Here is a 15,691-nt window from a genome sequence, read left to right as displayed (position 1 = left end):
CGTATTCGATTATATTAAACGCCGTAAGAAGCGCCGATAAAATTTCACTAAATTTTTAAACGATAAATTTAAAAGTCGTAGCTTAAAGAGAAATTTAAAGCAGGGCTATCCGTTTTAAAATTTTCCGGTTTGCTGATAGGAAAAGCTGCCAAAAGATCATAGCTAAAAGAGCCCGAGATGTTTCCTCTCAAACCTACGCCCCCTCCGCTAAGCATTTCACCCTGCAAGGGATAATCTTTTCCCTTAGAACTAAGCTTGCCGACATCAAAGGCCAGGTAAACGCCGTTGTTTTTAAAATACTTATATTCCAAGGTATTTCTTATATAAAAGCCGCTATCTCCAAGCAGGCTCATCTGAGAGTCAAATCCTCTAACGCTATAGTATCCGCCGATATTTAGCCTATCTATAGGGCTAAGATGGGTGTTGGCTCTTCTTGCGTAAAGTTCCAACTCGTAGCTTAAAGGGATAGCGGAGGATCTAGTTTTAAAATTTAACGCAGCGTTTATCAAATGATACCTTGAGCTTCCGCCGCCGAAGTCTTCATCGGGCGCTCTTAGGGCGTTAAACGCCCCCGTGGATTTTAGGTACGAAAGCATCATCTCTACTGAAGAGTTATCAAAAAATACCTTGGATTTTAGCCCCGCTTCATAGCCGCCCTCGCGTTTTCTTTGGTTGCTAAGCTCATAATCTTGTATATAGTTTTTATACTTTTTTTGCCAAATTCTAAAAAACAGAGAATTTTTGGAGTTTTGATTTCTAAAATATACGTAGTTAAGATCCAAATTTCTTCTAACGCTGCTTCCACTATAGGTATAAAGCTCATAAGCTCCGGGCACTATTTGATCATAAGTGTATCTGTTCTGCCAAAAGGATAGAGAGAAGTATCCAAAAGGTATACTAAAGCCCGCATAGTAGTTAGCCGATCTGCCGCTTTTGCTATCATCTCCTAAAGATTTTTTATCTCCTCTTAAAAAATTCCTACCGTAAGAAGCAAATACGCTCTCGTTTAATCCAAGCAAATTTAAGCCGTAAAGCATGGTCGCGCCTTGGTATTTGCCGCTAGCTTTAGAGCCCAGATTATCCGCGCTTAGTCTAAACAGCAGAGGCAAGCTTTGCTGTTTAGAAATATTAATATCGGAGTAGCCCTGCTTTGCGGAAGGGCTTAAGCTTATCTCCGCCTCGCTTCTTGAAGCGGCATTGAAATTTTCCATAGCCTGCTCCAGATCTCTTAAGTTTAAAATCTCTCCCCTCTTATCGCCACCGAATGCGGTAAAGATACTCCTTTGATTCTTAGCTTCAGAGTCGGGCTCAAGCGATATCTCGCCTATGCGTCCGGGATGCAGAGCTAAAAGAAGGGTGCCCGAGGAGATGTTTTGCTGGGGGATGGAAACGGAGGTAGTAATAAAGCCTGCAGATATGATTTTATTGTTATACGCTCTTGCCAGAGCTAAAATTTCATCGCTTCCCAAGCAGTCGCTGCTTTTAAATTTAAGCTCTTTTAGAGTGGAGTTTAAAATTCTTTCAAACCCCGGCGGAACGGAATGATCGGCAAAAGGGGCAGGATGGGTAGCTTTGGCAGGAGTTTTTAGATCATCTTCGTTTTTAGATTTATAATCCGCTTTGTTAAATTTAGAATCTGCGCTACTTTTCTGCTCATCTTGCGCTTCTGCGTTAATCAGTTTGATCTCATAAATTTTAAAGCAAATTCCTGCTTTCTTGGGCTCTGCGGTTACGCTTGAAGCGGAAGATTGCTCGCTGTGTATCGTTATAAAGGGATCCTCTACGCCTTGTCTAATTGATCTTATTCTTTGCTCTTCGGAATTTATGGCGCCAGAAATATCGGCAGGGGGAGCCATAATCGCTTTAGGAGCTAAGCTTAAACCTATAAAGATAGAAGCTAGAATAAGCTTAAGCTTGACGCCGCGGGGTTGCAAAGTGGCTCGTTTAAATTTACTATCGTCGAGATAGAATAATGGTTTTTGATTAAACATCGATTGCGCCCATTTTTTACGATCGGAATATTGCCGCAAAAGAAAACCTTATAGCTTGAGCATGACAAAAGTGTCTATTGGCGTATATCGCTTTTATAGGCATTAATCTTCCACTATGGGCTAGCGATTAAAACTGGTAATGATACACTAATTTTTTAAATTTTCGGGCAAGGCTTCTTGGATTTTAGTGCTAATTGAGATTTTATATTTTATCATACCAGCAATTTCGATCTTTTTATAAAAATCCTCCATGCAAAACGCAATCTAAAAACAAACGCCCTTCTCTCTTAAATTTTACAAAAACGTATATGATATTAGGCTTCAATATTTTGCCACCAAGCTTTTCTCTAAGAAACGATGACACTTCTGAAAAACAACGAGGCTCCTAAAGAATAACAAAGCTTCCTACCATTTTTTATTCTCCCATTATAATAGGAGCGGTAATCTTTAAATTTACCACAAAATCTATCACAAAGGAGCGGATGTGCATTATGAAAATTTTAAAAGCGAAGCGCAATAAAAAAAGAGCGAACAATGTGTCTAGATGACTTTATCGGGGTTCGTTTTAAAAGCCGGATCGTCTTTAATCTTAGAAAAAACTTTCATAACCGCTTATCCTTTAAAATTTCATATATTTTCATAGGAGAGATTATAAAAGTTTTCAAAGAGTTTAGAACTAATATACATTTTTTAATATATAATAGTTTCTCTTAAGCCTACTGCATAGTCTAGCATTTTTAAGATTTGAAATTTTTTTAAAAAATTTGAAAAAGCCGTTTTGAAAAACCCGTAATGCAGGGCTTTCAAAAAAATCAAAAAACTAAAAATAGGGGGAAAATTTGATAGATGGTGTCCCCGACAGGATTCGAACCTGTGGCCTCAAAATTAGGAATTTTGCGCTCTATCCTACTGAGCTACGAGGACAAAAATCGGCAATTTAATCGCCGATAATATTCATAACGTCGTCTAGTTTTTTGTGAAGATCTTTGTCATTGATGGGCTTTGTCATAAAGTCATAAGCACCTTTATTTAAAGCCTCTCGTTTAGCGGTCTCGTCCGTCGTAAGGACGATGACGGGGATATGAGCTATACTTTCTCTAGCGTGAAGATTATCTAAAAATTCCAGCCCATTCATCACAGGCATTACGATATCTAATAAAATCAAATCAACGGGCTGAACTTCGAGTACGGCAAGGGCGTCCAAGCCGTTTTTGGCTTGGAGTATGGTTTGGAATTTGCCGTATTTTTTTAGCATAACTTCAAGTAGCTTCAAATTTATAGCGTCGTCATCAACCGTTAAAACTTTCAAATCTCTCATTTAAGACCTCATCCTTATATATATTTTTGTGCGAGTTTCTCAAGACCCGACTTGGTGATATTGTAACTAGCGACTTCGCTAAATAGTGGATTTTCATCGTTGTCGTTAGAAAACAGAACTAGCTTGGTCGCAGACGCTTTTCGGCGCAAGCTCTCTAACGCCGCTAAGTCTAGCCCCGCTAGCTTTTTATCAATCAAAACAAGCTTATAACTACCCGTAGCCGCCATAGAAATAAGCTGGTCGAAATTGCCCGCAATTTCTACGTCTTTATACTGGTGTTTTAATATGCTGGCAAAAATTTTACTTTCCATAATGTTTGCCTTGCATATAAGTATATCTTTTGTCGGCACTCGCGCACCTTTAGCTTTCACTACGTCATCGGAAACTATGCTTTTTTTAGGAACTAGCTTCATTATCGTCTTTGGCACTTTGACAGTTTTAATGACCGTCTTAGGCACCTGACGTTTGACAAGCTTTTTAACCAGCTTCTTTGTAGTTCCACCGGCGGGCGCTGCATCAGATCGTTTATCACCGATAAAATTATCTAGCATTTGGGCTAAGATATCCTTTTTGATCGGCTTGGTGCAGTATTCGTCAAGCCCTGCTGCCATAAATTTCTCTCTATCGCCCTTTAGCGCATTGGCAGTAACAGCCACGATCGGGATGTGGCGGAGATTATTCTCGTGCTCGTATTGTTTGATCTGCTTTGTAGATTCGATACCGTCCATAACAGGCATCGAAATATCCATAAATATGAGATCATAGTCGTTATTAGCTTTTCTGGCTTCCAGCGCCAAAAGTCCGTTTTCAACTATCGTCAAATTCATATTAAAGCTATTTAACGTATGCTTCATAAGCTTTTGATTGATCTCATTATCCTCCGCAATAAGGATTTTGGCGTTATATTTTCTATTGACCAAAGGTACATTTTCATCGGCAGGATTTCGCTCTACCGGCACTTCAACCTCTTCTTCGACTTCGACATCCTCTTCAACCATAATGGTTTCTTCCTGCTGCTCGTCTTCGTACACGGTAACGGGCACCTCGACCATCTCCTCTTCCTTGGGCTGCGGGATCACTACCGGTTCGACTTTTACGCTAACAGGCTCGATCTCGGGCTCTTCGACATGGTCGTTTTGAGTAGCAGGCTCCACCTTCGGAATATCTACAGGCTCCGGCTCAATACTCGGCTCTTCGGCAGGAATATTTTGAGCCGCTGGTTCTACTACTGGTGTTACCGGTTCAGACTCGATATTTGAAGGTCCCTGTTTAACCTCTTCAAGTTTTAGCTCGATAGGTTTTAGTTCAGGCTCAATTGCTACCGGCTCTGGCTCAACAGCGATAGGTTCTGGTTCAATTATCTTTTTAGTTGGAATTTCAGGTTCTGAAAGTTTAACATTTGAAATTTCATCCTCATGAGCAGAAACACTTGAAGTATCAGGCTTCGAAGCTTTAGCGATAGGAATTTCAGGCTCGGTTTTAATGGCTACCGGAATTTCTTCTTCTACGCTTGGAATTTCAATCTTTTCGGCAGGCTCTTGCACCTTGGCGCTCGGTTTGATATCCGAAAGATCGATATCTATATCAGGAATTTCAATCTCGGCCTTAGGCGTCTCAACCTTAGCCTTTGGAATTTCTATTTTTGCAGGCTCAACCCTTACTTCTTCTTCCTCTTTTTTGATCTTAGGAAGCTCTATCTCGATATCAGAAAGATCGATGCTAGGAGTTTCAGCTTTAGGAGCCTGGGTCTGCGTCGCATGTGTTTTGAGCCCCACAAAATCATCAGGAATTTCCAAAGATATAGGTTCATCGATATTGGTCTGGGCATCCTTTGTGCTTGAAGGCTCTACCTTTGGCTTTTCTGCGTGTGGAATTACTATTTCAGGAATATCTATATTGATCTTTGGTGATTCAGGCTCTGTCTTTTCAATCTTAATATCACTCATAGGCTCGATATCTATAGGCTTAATGATCGGCTCTTCTGCTTTAGGAGCTTCTTTTTTGAGCTCTTGAGCAATACTAGGCTTACTAACAGTTTCCTCTTTATGCGCAGAATGAGCCTCGGCATCATGCGCACGTCTTCTGCTTTGCAAGATAGCGCGTAGCTCGTCCGCCGACGAAGCACTGGCATGTCGTAATTCATCGAGTTTGTTGATGATAGGTCTTTCTTTTACTACCGGCTCTTCCATAATCATTTCATCGGCGACGATAGGCTTTTCTACCTCGGTATCCAGCTTAATCTCATGCGTCTGTGGAGCAAAATCCGATCTACTTAGAGCAATTCCGGATTTTGAAATTTTATCTAGCGTCTTAACGAATTTAGTTAAGTTAAAAGGCTCTGTGAGGGTAAAAATTTTGGAATTTGAAATACTAATGCTTTGAAGCTCTTTTGGCTTAAGAGTTAAGATCGTAGGCATACTCAATATATCGCTAACCTCGCCGTAATTCTTAAATCTAGTGATAAGGGCGTCATATTTGTTATTATTTTGCGCTGAGCGGAACTGCGCGTTCGTATTAAATATCGAAATTTTACCGCCTAGCTTGCTGATGTAATTCTTAACGATATCATTATACATCGTATCGGCGCTATCGGCTAAAAGTGCGAAATTTAGCCCTTTGATGCTTTCAAATACTACGTCCGCATCAGTTTTTTGTGTCTCTTTAAAAGCAAGGGTAAAGTAAAATCTAGTACCCTTTCCTACGGTAGATTTAACCTGAAGCTTACCGCCCATCATCGCTACGTATTTAGACGAAATCGTAAGTCCAAGACCTGTTCCGCCATATTTGCGTGTGATCGTAGAGTCGGCCTGAGAGAAGGCGTTAAATACATTTGCGAGCTTGTCTTCAGAAATTCCAATGCCGGTATCTTCGACGCTAAACGTTACGATCGCCTCTCCAGGAGCTTTGCTAGGCTCCCTTAAAATTTCAACCACGATAGTGCCGTGCTCAGGGGTAAATTTGACAGCATTTGACATGAGGTTGATAAGAACCTCTTTGATCTTCGTAATATCTCCGTATAGGTGGTGCACGAGTGTAGGATCGATGTAAAGCAAGATGTCGATATTCTTTTCGGCAGCCTTGGCGACATAAATTTCAACTGCGCTTTCGAAATCTTGGATAGGATTAAATAATATATCCTCAAGCTCAACCTTATTGCTCTCGATCTTAGAGACATCCAAAATGTTATTAATGATCGTTAGAAGGTTTTCGGACGATTTTTCGATGGTATCAACGTAATCGCGCTTCTCCTCATCCAAATCGGTATTTTTAAGAAGCTCCGTAAAGCCGATGATGCCGTTAAGCGGCGTTCTGATCTCGTGCGACATATTGGCCAAAAAGATCGATTTTGCCTTGTTGGCATCCTCCGCAGCGCCCTTTTGATACGCAATCAGATCGAGCGCGTCCTCGATAAGCGAATACGCCTTATTAACACCTTCACTAGTCCTAACGTCGATATGCTCGTGCTGATTCGTCAAATCGCCGATTCGGCTAAGCACGTTGCCGAGGTCGGTAACGTTCTGTCTTAAACGTCTTGTAATACCCAAGGCAAAAACGACCAAAATAGCCGCTAAAACCCATATACCAAGAGCGATAAATAGGTTTCTTAGCCTTTGCGCTAGGTAGGTGTCGGCATGCGCCGCAAGCTCAGCATTGATCTTTTCAGAAATTTCGCTTAGCTTTTTATATTTAAGTGTAGTAGAGGCAAACCACTCTTGAAAAGGTACGCTATAGTGTCCCTCGTCCGCTTCTTGCTGCAATGTGGCTGAAATTTTAGCAGTCTCTCTTAATGCGTTTTGAAATTCCTCTCCGTCTAGAATTTTTAAAATTGCAGCTCTAGCATCAGATTCCGGCAAGAAGTAGTAATTAGGGAGCGAACTAGATAGGTTGAAGCTAGCCCAAGTCCTTAGCTGCGCCTGATTCATCGCCTTGCTACCGATAATGTATTCGATAATATAGTCACGCTCCGATGCGGTGGCGTCCATCGCCTCATAAGTATTAAGCAACGAAACCGTCCAAACGGTAATATTTGAGCTTACAAGACCCTCTCTTAGCACTCGTTGGATTGTTTTTACATCATCATCGAATTTTTGAAAATATGAGCTGAAAAGCTCACCGAAGCTTTTGCTTTGAGCATCGACATCCCTTCTTACCTGCGGAAGTTTGTCTAATAAACCGTCTATATCGGTCTCGGCAGCCAAAAGCTCGTCATTACCGGTGCCGTAAGCGAAAATATCAAAAATAGTCTTTTTTACGACATTTTCACTGATACTTTTGCTTTCTTTATACTTTGCAAGCGCATCGTCGGTTTTTTTGCGTTGACCCGATAGAAGGGTTCCCATACCGGGGTTTCCCTCGCTACCCAAAAACGCCGAAGTGATACCGCGCTCTTTATCTACCTGCTCTACTAACGCCGCGAGATTACTATTTTTAGCAATTTGCTGCTGCAAAATTCCCACTCTGGCATAATCCTGCAAAGAGATAAACAAGAAATATGATGCAAACGCGAAAATCAAAAGTAACGGAATACCGCTAACAAGTCTCAAAGCACTTGTAGTATTTAAATTCATACAAAATCCTTCAAAGCGCAGCTTACGCGACGTTAAATTTTATTCAACCGGAGAAACGAAGTCGCTTCCGTCACGCTAGGCGGAGACGATTTAGCCGTCCTGCAAAGTTAATGGGTGATTTTACTAAACAAATCTTTAAATATAGCTTTTTGCGTTAGGTTTTTGTTAATGATTGTTTAAAATTTTTTCCGCGGTTTGGATATTCGTAAGCGATCTGATCTCATCGAAGCTCGCCGCATAAATGCTCTCAAAATCGCCGTAAAAGTCCAAAAGCTTCTTCAGGCTTCCTTTGCTAACGCCCAAGCTTAGCAGCTTTGAGCTTTGCAGATCGAGCTTGCGTTTGCTCTTTTGGTGAAACGAGATCGCAAAGCGGTGCGCCTCATCGCGCAGGCGCTGAAAAAACTGCAACTTTTTATCATCCGTAGGCAGCGAAAAAATCCCGCCTTTCGTGCAAATTTTATCTTTCGCAGCCCCCTTTGCGCGGTGCGCTTTAGCGTCGATTTTCTCTTTAGAGATAGCGATTATATCGATGTTTGCCCCGACGCTGCAGATTATTTCCTCCGCCAAGTTTAACAGAGCCGTTCCGCCGTCGATGAGCCACAGATCGGGTGCTGCGAGCTCGTCAAATTTAAGCGCGCGGCTAGTTAGGTACTCGCGCATCTGATCGTAGTCGTTATTTGAGCTAAGGTGCTTGTGGCGGTAGTTTTGCTTGTTAAACTCGCCGTCTTGAAAGCTTATCATAGCCCCCACGGCCGCGGCGCCGAACATATGTGAATTGTCGAAAACTTCGATATTTACGGGCAAATTCGTAAGATCAAAATAATCCTTCAGTTCCTGTAAAAATGCGTAATCGTGCGTTTTTAGATGTTTTTTGATATTGATCTCGCAGTTTTGGTATGCAATCTCGCAAATTTTACGCTTCTCACCAATTTTAGGCGCGTAAATTTTAAAGGCTCTTTCGTGCCGCTTGGATAAAATTTCGCATACCAGATCCGCATCGTCAAACTCGTCGTAAACGTAAATTTTAGCGCACGCCACGGGGGCTGCGGCAGGAAAAGCGCTTAAGATCATCTGCTTGTAGGCGTTTGCGATATCATCGGCGCTCGGGGCTTTGCAGTTGATTATATGCGAGCTTGAGGCTGAAATTTTACCCTCGCGTATGCTAAAATGCACGGCGCAGACGAGCCCGTCGCGTGCAGCAATCGCAAAGACCTCGAAATCATCGAGTTTTGCCAGATCGACCTCCACCTTTACGTTCATCTGCTTTAAAATTTCGATCGTATCGCGGATCTGCGCGGCTTCTTCGAAATTTTCGCTCTGCGCGAGCCGTGCCATCCGCTCCAAAAGCTGCGGCACCATCTTTTGCGGATTTTTTAGGGCGGCAAGCGCGCTCTGCACGATACGAGCGTAATCTTGCTTTGAAATTTTATCCTCGCACGGAGCGGCGCAGCGCCCGATCTGGTGGAACAAACAGGCCTTTTTGCCCTTGACGCAATTTTTCTTCTGCACGAGCGGAAACTGCATGTAAAGCGTCTGTAAAATTTCCTTCGCGCCGTGAAAATAGGGGCCGAAGTATCTGATGTTTCTGCCCTTTATGATCTTTCGCGTGATCTCAAAGCGCGGGAAATCGTCGTCTAAATTTACATATATATAAGGATAGGTTTTATCGTCGCGCAGCAGGATGTTGTACTTGGGCTTAAGCTGCTTGATGAAGGAATTTTCTAGTATCAGCGCGTCGCTCTCGCTGGGCGTTACGATGTATTCTAAATGCGCCGCCTCGCTTATCATCTTGGCGATGCGCGCGCTTAGGCGAGGGCTCGGAGCGAGAGCGGGCGTGAAAGAAAAGTAGCTTTTGACGCGATTTTTTAAAATTTTTGCCTTGCCAACGTATAGCAGCTTGCCCGCGGCGTCAAAGTATTGATACACGCCCGGCGCGGCAGGCAGGCTCTTAATCTCCTCTATTAGCAAGGATCAGCCCTCTTATCTCTTCAAAAATTTTATAAATTTGCGGATCTTGGATTTTGTTTTCAAACTCTCCTTTTGCACGCTCTGAAGATAAAATTTTGCCGCCCGGACGCAAATGAGCTTTATAAATTTGCGCCCTTCTTCTGCTCATTATTCTATCTGCGACGAAAAATTTTATATCGCGCACGCCGCAAAGCTCCGCCGTCTCTCTAGCGGCTACGAATCGCTTTAATACGTCTTTTATTAAATTTATATTACTATCGCGTTTTAGTTCGCAAAGCCCAGCCGGGTGCTTCGCGGCTATCATCAAAATGCCATCTTTGACGTAGATGAAGGCGATCAGCCTTTGCCAACTAAGCGGCAAAATCGCCAAGAACTCGCCTCTTTCTCGCATCTTGGCATATAAAGGATCTTTTCTGATATGAGCTATTATTTCTCTTGCATTTTCCATAAGCGGATTTTAGCATTTTTTATCTTAGTTTTGCTTAGCGGCTGCGGATACAAAGCGCCGCCGTTTTACTCAGAAGACGAGCAGAGCCCTAGCGCTACTGCCCAAAATACGGACGCCAATAATACGAGCGATGGTAGAGGAAGCGTTAGAATTTTACGCAATAAATAGCCTACTTTTAGCTTTGCTTTGTTATACTTTTAAAAATTTTTACAAAGGAATTTCATGCAAACGGCAGATATTTTAGTGCTGGATTTCGGCTCCCAATACACCCAGCTGATCGCTAGGCGCTTGCGCGAACAAGGCGTTTACACCGAGCTGATCGCATACGACGCACCGATCGATAAGATAAAAGCAAAAAACCCCAAAGGCCTTATTTTAAGCGGCGGACCCGCTAGCGTTTACGCCAAAGATGCGTATTTTTGCGACAATGAAATTTTTGAGCTTGGAATTCCTATTTTAGGTATCTGCTACGGCATGCAGCTCATCGCGCATAAATTTGGCGCCAGCGTCGTGCCTGCGGGTAAAAAAGAGTATGGCAAAGCTTCTTTAAAGCTGCTTCGCGCTAGCAAGCTATTCGGCGGCGTGGAGGATAACTCTACTGTCTGGATGAGTCACTCAGACAAGGTCGAAAGCCTGCCGGAGGGCTTTGAGGTGATGGCAAGCTCGGACGAGAGTGAGTGGTGCGTATTCGGCGACGAGATCCGTAAAATTTACGCGCTGCAATTTCACCCGGAGGTCTGCCACAGCGAGTTCGGAGATAGAATTTTAAAAAATTTTGCCAAAGAGATCTGCGGAATAACCAGCACTTGGAATATGGGCAGCTTCGCCAAAGAGCAGATGATCAAAATAAAAGAGCGCGTAGGTAGCGCCAAAGTGCTTTGCGCGGTAAGCGGCGGCGTGGACAGCTCGGTCGTAGCGGCGCTTTTGGCGCACGCAGTGCCGCAGAGCCTGATAGCGGTTTTTGTCGATAACGGACTACTCCGCACTGGCGAGCGCAAGGCGGTAGAGGAGATGTTTAGGCTCAAACTCGGCGTGAGCTTAGACGTAGTCGATGCTAGCGAGCTATTTTTAAGCAGGCTAAAAGGGGTGATCGATCCCGAGCAAAAACGCAAAATCATCGGCGCGACCTTTATCGAGGTTTTCAGCAAAGAGGCGGCAAAATACAAAAACGTAAAATTTCTAGCCCAGGGCACGCTCTATACCGACATCATCGAAAGCTCGGTCGCAGGCTCGAGCAAGACGATCAAAAGCCATCACAACGTAGGCGGTCTGCCAAAAGATATGAAATTTGAACTAATCGAGCCTCTGCGCGAAATTTTTAAAGACGAAGTGCGCCAGCTGGGGCTTGAGCTAGGTCTTTCGCGCGAAGTAGTTTTCCGCCATCCATTCCCGGGACCTGGCCTTGCGATCCGCATAATGGGCGAGGTAAATACGCCGAGCCTCGAGCTACTGCGCAAAGCCGACGTGATCCTACGCGACGAGCTAAAATCAAGCGGCTGGTATAACAAAACGTGGCAGGCGTTTTGCGTACTGCTAAACGTGCACTCCGTCGGCGTCATGGGCGATAACCGCACCTACGAAAACGCCGTGTGCATACGCGTAGTGGACGCTAGCGACGGTATGACAGCCAGCTTCTCGCGCCTGCCGTACGACCTGCTAGAAAACGTCTCTCGCCGCATTATAAACGAAGTGGACGGCATCAACCGCGTAGTTTACGACATCTCGAGCAAACCGCCCGCAACGATAGAGTGGGAGTGAGAATATTTTAATTATTTTTATAGGGGTTGACGAACTTTGGAAAATATAAAAATTGCTGAAAAATTTAATGAAAATAATAGTATAACAATATTTAATGGGGATTGTATTAAATTACTTAAGAATATACCAGATGAATTTTGCGATTTAATTATAACTTCCCCCCCATATTGTATGAATAAAGCGTATGAGAATTTGCACGACGATATTGAAACTTTTAAAAAACAACAGTCATCTATATTTGGTGACATTTATCGTGTATTAAAAAAAGGAGGAAGTCTATGTTGGCAAACCGGTTATCATATTAGCAAATCAGAGGTTATTCCTTTGGATTATTATGTTTATCAGATATTTAGTGAAAATAACCGTAGTTTAGAATATCCGCTCCTACTAAGAAATAGATTAATTTGGACTTTTGGACATGGGCTAAATAGTTCAAAACGTTTTAGTGGAAGACATGAAACAATACTATGGTTTACAAAAGGCAAAGAATATAATTTTAATTTAGACAATATACGTATACCACAAAAATACCCAGGCAAACGTTCATATAAAGGAGAGAATAAAGGGGAATTTAGCGGTAACCCTTTGGGTAAGAACCCATCGGATGTGTGGGATATACCAAATGTTAAGGCCAACCATATAGAAAAAACAAAGCATCCATGCCAATTCCCAATTGCTATTCCACAAAGGTTAATTAAAGCATTGACACCCATCAATGGAATAGTTTTGGATCCGTTTATGGGTTCTGGAACATCAGGTGTAGCATCCATACTAGAGCAGAGGTGCTTTGTGGGGGCAGAGATACAAAAAGAATACTTTAATATTGCCAAAACGCGTATTCAGGAAGCTATTGATGGGGTTATAAAAGTCAGAAAGGATGTACCGGTTATGGAGCCTGACTTAAATAGTTCGGTTGCGATGTTGCCAGAAGAATTCCGTAAAATTAGAGAAGGACAAGCATAAATGTCTAAAAGTATTAGAAAATCAAAAAAATCTCCGGAAGAAATAAAAAAGGCAAGATTATCTAGAAATTTTAGAAATGGTATAAAGAATACTTTTATTATGGCGGGTTTTAAATATTTAAACACTCAAAATAAACACTTTAAAATAGGGCATAGAACCGTAGAATTAGATTTTATATTTATTTATGAGAATATAATTTTGATTTGTGAGGATACTGTAACAAAAACAGACAATATTAAAGATCATGTTAGAAAAAAGCATGAAGGATTTGTAGAAATAAATAAAAATTTAACAAACTTTTACCAATGGTTATATGATAATTTTCAAGATTCATTTATTAAACAATATTCATTAGATAGATATAAAATCAAGTTTTTATATTTTTCCCAAGAAAAACTTGATTTTAGCGATGATGATTATAAATTATACCCATTGATAAAATTCGTTGACCATAATGCTTTAATGTATTTATCTAAAATGTCAAAATGTATAAAAAAGTCGGCCAGGTATGAAATTTTTAGGTTCTTGGGGCTAAATGATGATGATATAGGTATTATTACTGCAGAAAGCAGTCCGAAAGAGATAAAAACTACGATAATTACTCCTAAATCTTTTACTGGCATTAAAGATAATGTAAGAATAGTGTCTTTCATGATATCTGCAGAAACATTAATAAAAAACTCTTATGTCTTAAGAAAAGATAACTGGGAAGATTCTTCTTTGCTTTATCAACGTCTAATTCAGGATAAAAGAATTAACAGTATAAGAAAATTTTTAGTAACAAATAAAGAAGCTTTTTATAATAATATTATTGTAGCTTTGCCTGAAGATATTTCTTTCAAAAAAGATAATATACCTATTAATATTGATGAAATCAATAAGCATGACGTATGCACTATGCTTATCCCAAATTGTATGAATAGTATATGTATTATTGATGGACAACATCGTATTTATGCTCATTATGAAGGTTTAGAAACAGATAGTGATGAGCCTAAAATATCACAGTTAAGAAAAGAGTTACACTTATTAGTTACGGGTCTTATTTTTCCAAAAGGTATGTCGGATACTAAAAAAATAAAGATACAGAGTGAAATATTTTTAGATATTAATTCCAATGCTAAACCGGTATCTCAAGATGTATTATTACATATTCAAATGGTTAAAGATCCTATTTCAGATTTTGGTTTATCTAGGTCAATCATTGATCTCCTAAATAAAAAGAGTATTTTTCTAAATAAATTTGAAATGTCATTATTGGATGAAAACAAAATTAAAATTGCATCAATAATCAAATTTGCGTTGCGTTATTTAATAACTTTAGATCCCAAAGATGGTAGAAAAAATCTATTCTTTCACTGGGATGGCGATAAAGAGGCACTAAAAAAAATGGATGATGCATCCTTGAATAAATATAAGGAATTTTGCGTAGAAAAAATTTCAATATATTTTAAGGCAATAAAGAAGCATTTCAAGAGCGAATGGCATGATCCTCAATCTAAGATATTATCTGTAATATCTATAAATGGGTTTATTATGAGTTATCTTGCACTTATTGATAAATATGGAATTAAAGATTTTGAATTTTATGATAACCTTTTAAGTAAGTTAGATTTCGATTTTTCAAAAGATAATTTTCCATATACATCAAGTCAATATGCAAAATTCTCTAGAGAAATTATAAAAAAATTAGAAATTGAATAGCAATATGAAATAAAGCAAAAAAAATGGAGCAAATTTCTGTTATCCTGGCACATCCTTACGAGATAAGCCTAAAGCGACTATTGCAAACGTAGCGGTAGAAAAGCTGCAAAATAGCGGCTACGAGGTTAAATTTCACGATCTATATAAGGAGAAATTTAATCCGATCCTTAGCGGCGCTGAGCTCGTGAGCGATGAAAGCGACGACGAGCTGTTAAAGGCGCATCAAAAAGACATAGCAAACGCCCATGGTATCGTGATTGTCCATCCGAACTGGTGGGGCGAGCCGCCCGCCATCCTCAAGGGCTGGATTGACCGTGTGCTAAGGCAGAGAGTAGCCTACGATTTTGCGCCGGGCGATAACGGCGGCGGGCTTCCGATAGGACTTTTAAAGGCTAAAGCCGCCGTAGTTTTCAACACCTCCAACACCCCCGAGGCCAGAGAAAACAAGATATTCGGCGATCCGCTGGAAAAAATTTGGAAAAGCTGCATTTTTGATTTTTGCGGCGTGAAAACCTTTGAGCGGCTGATGTTTAGAGTGGTCGCAGATAGCGACGAAGCTGAGCGAAAGGTCTGGTTAGAGCAGGTAGTGCAGACGCTGGATAGGTACTTTCCGAAGCAGATTAATTTGCTTTAAATTTAAAAATGCGCTGCTCGCAAAATCCGAACGGCATAGAATTTGACTGCCTATTTAAACAGATACGCGCCGAATTCGCTCGCACATTTGGCGAAAAATCTATGAAATTTAGGAGGCAATTATGCTTAGATTAATCGCTGCGATGGCGATTTTAGCGGCTCTCATATACTTCGTGATGGGCGACGGCGGTAAAAAGACGATCAAAGATTATAAAAATTTCAGCCGCGAGGAGCTGGAGACTTTATGCCTCGAAAAGAACGATAAAATCGCCTGCCAGCGCATCGCCGTGGACTATACCAAAGAAAATAAACCGAAAAAATGATCTAAATTTGCGAGGCT

The 15,691-nt window shown here is 41.2% G+C and carries 11 protein-coding genes and 1 tRNA gene; 6 read left to right on the top strand and 6 right to left on the bottom strand.

Annotation, left to right across the window (positions count from 1 at the left end; translation table 11 throughout):
- Window positions 1-68: 68 nt before the first annotated feature.
- The 6 genes from Q0600_RS01070 to Q0600_RS01045 form a co-directional block, all read right to left on the bottom strand.
- Window positions 69-1,991, bottom strand: coding sequence for a ShlB/FhaC/HecB family hemolysin secretion/activation protein (locus Q0600_RS01070; RefSeq protein WP_298755878.1), 1,923 nt, complete (start codon window positions 1,989-1,991; stop codon window positions 69-71).
- Between the two features lie 847 nt (window positions 1,992-2,838).
- Window positions 2,839-2,915, bottom strand: a tRNA-Arg gene (locus Q0600_RS01065).
- Window positions 2,916-2,928: 13 nt separating this feature from the next.
- A complete protein-coding gene (locus tag Q0600_RS01060) occupies window positions 2,929-3,309 on the bottom strand; it encodes a response regulator (RefSeq protein WP_005869488.1) in 381 nt (126 codons plus the stop codon).
- Window positions 3,310-3,323: 14 nt separating this feature from the next.
- Entirely contained in the window at window positions 3,324-7,877 is a 4,554-nt protein-coding gene (locus Q0600_RS01055; RefSeq protein ID WP_298755875.1) for an ATP-binding protein, read from the bottom strand.
- Between the two features lie 165 nt (window positions 7,878-8,042).
- Window positions 8,043-9,845, bottom strand: a complete 1,803-nt coding sequence (gene uvrC / locus Q0600_RS01050; protein WP_298755874.1) for an excinuclease ABC subunit UvrC — start codon at window positions 9,843-9,845, stop codon at window positions 8,043-8,045.
- Window positions 9,826-10,215 carry a hypothetical protein gene (locus Q0600_RS01045; RefSeq protein ID WP_298755872.1) on the bottom strand — a complete coding sequence of 130 codons (390 nt, stop codon included), beginning with the start codon at window positions 10,213-10,215 and terminating at the stop codon, window positions 9,826-9,828. The genes uvrC and Q0600_RS01045 overlap by 20 nt, the downstream gene beginning before the upstream one ends.
- Window positions 10,216-10,263: 48 nt before the next feature.
- On the opposite strand from Q0600_RS01045, the gene Q0600_RS01040 reads away from it, so the two are divergent.
- The 6 genes from Q0600_RS01040 to Q0600_RS01015 all read left to right on the top strand — a co-directional run bounded on the left by Q0600_RS01040 (window position 10,264) and on the right by Q0600_RS01015 (window position 15,674).
- On the top strand, window positions 10,264-10,461 hold the full coding sequence (locus tag Q0600_RS01040; RefSeq protein ID WP_298755870.1) for a hypothetical protein: 198 nt from the start codon (window positions 10,264-10,266) through the stop codon (window positions 10,459-10,461).
- A gap of 54 nt (window positions 10,462-10,515) precedes the next feature.
- Window positions 10,516-12,051, top strand: a complete 1,536-nt coding sequence (guaA, locus tag Q0600_RS01035) for a glutamine-hydrolyzing GMP synthase (protein WP_298755868.1) — start codon at window positions 10,516-10,518, stop codon at window positions 12,049-12,051.
- A gap of 36 nt (window positions 12,052-12,087) precedes the next feature.
- The gene (locus Q0600_RS01030) at window positions 12,088-13,014 is read left to right on the top strand and encodes a site-specific DNA-methyltransferase (RefSeq protein WP_297926702.1); all 927 of its coding nucleotides are present in this window, start codon (window positions 12,088-12,090) and stop codon (window positions 13,012-13,014) included.
- Window positions 13,015-14,718 carry a DGQHR domain-containing protein gene (locus Q0600_RS01025; protein WP_298755866.1) on the top strand — a complete coding sequence of 568 codons (1,704 nt, stop codon included), beginning with the start codon at window positions 13,015-13,017 and terminating at the stop codon, window positions 14,716-14,718.
- Window positions 14,719-14,797: 79 nt separating this feature from the next.
- Window positions 14,798-15,352: an NAD(P)H-dependent oxidoreductase gene (locus Q0600_RS01020; protein WP_366517528.1), complete on the top strand. Its 555-nt coding sequence runs from the start codon at window positions 14,798-14,800 to the stop codon at window positions 15,350-15,352.
- Window positions 15,353-15,473: 121 nt separating this feature from the next.
- Window positions 15,474-15,674 (top strand): hypothetical protein, encoded by a 201-nt coding sequence (locus tag Q0600_RS01015; protein ID WP_297915840.1) that lies wholly within the window; start codon window positions 15,474-15,476, stop codon window positions 15,672-15,674.
- Window positions 15,675-15,691 lie beyond the last annotated feature (17 nt).

The sequence above is a fragment of the uncultured Campylobacter sp. genome (genome assembly GCF_938041645.1).
Lineage (GTDB): Bacteria > Campylobacterota > Campylobacteria > Campylobacterales > Campylobacteraceae > Campylobacter_B.
This window is presented reverse-complemented; position numbering and strand designations above follow the sequence as displayed.

What these genes read in the sequence shown, in the direction of transcription:
- Q0600_RS01070 (WP_298755878.1), bottom strand. Translation starts at nt 1,991, where the DNA reads ATGTTTAATCAAAAACCATTATTCTATCTCGACGATAGTAAATTTAAA.
- Q0600_RS01060 (WP_005869488.1), bottom strand. Translation starts at nt 3,309, where the DNA reads ATGAGAGATTTGAAAGTTTTAACGGTTGATGACGACGCTATAAATTTG.
- Q0600_RS01055 (WP_298755875.1), bottom strand. Translation starts at nt 7,877, where the DNA reads ATGAATTTAAATACTACAAGTGCTTTGAGACTTGTTAGCGGTATTCCG.
- Q0600_RS01040 (WP_298755870.1), top strand. Translation starts at nt 10,264, where the DNA reads ATGAGCTATTATTTCTCTTGCATTTTCCATAAGCGGATTTTAGCATTT.
- guaA (WP_298755868.1), top strand. Translation starts at nt 10,516, where the DNA reads ATGCAAACGGCAGATATTTTAGTGCTGGATTTCGGCTCCCAATACACC.
- Q0600_RS01025 (WP_298755866.1), top strand. Translation starts at nt 13,015, where the DNA reads ATGTCTAAAAGTATTAGAAAATCAAAAAAATCTCCGGAAGAAATAAAA.
- Q0600_RS01015 (WP_297915840.1), top strand. Translation starts at nt 15,474, where the DNA reads ATGCTTAGATTAATCGCTGCGATGGCGATTTTAGCGGCTCTCATATAC.